The organism is Vibrio sp. 10N.222.48.A3, from assembly GCF_041475345.1.
Classification (GTDB): Bacteria; Pseudomonadota; Gammaproteobacteria; order Enterobacterales; family Vibrionaceae; genus Vibrio; species Vibrio tasmaniensis_A.
In genome coordinates this window covers 1-401 of the sequence record NZ_JBFRVX010001542.1, presented here as the reverse complement: position 1 = coordinate 401, position 401 = coordinate 1, and the positions used below count along the sequence as shown (strand labels likewise).

General features: G+C 42.6%; 1 protein-coding gene. It reads right to left on the bottom strand.

Annotated elements, in window-relative coordinates:
* Nucleotides 1-42: 42 nt before the first annotated feature.
* A partial coding sequence (locus tag AB4653_RS27625; protein ID WP_372105841.1) for a GNAT family N-acetyltransferase occupies nucleotides 43-401 on the bottom strand: 359 nt, incomplete at its 5' end.

Here is a 401-nt window from a genome sequence, read left to right as displayed (position 1 = left end):
CTTCTTTGATTTCATCTAAATAGGACGTTATAGGTCTAACAATCAACGATAATCAGGTCTAATCCTCGACATCAACAACATATCAATGTATTTCCCGCCTTTGAATGTACTCAGCCTTTTAGTGCCTTCTAACTGAAAACCTACTCGTTCATACAAAGCAATGGCAGCGTTGTTATCGGCATGAACCTCTAGCTCCAGACGGACCAGATTAAGCCAATTATCAGTCTGATTAATCGCTTCTTTCATTAATGCCTTCCCAACCCCTTTGCCGTGTGCATCAGGGTGAATCGCAATCCCTAAGCCAGCACTATGTCGGTCTCTCACCTTAGTCGTCATGAATAAGGTAATGTGCCCAACGACTTTACCTGACACTTCTGCGACTAAAGTGAAATGGTCTGAAT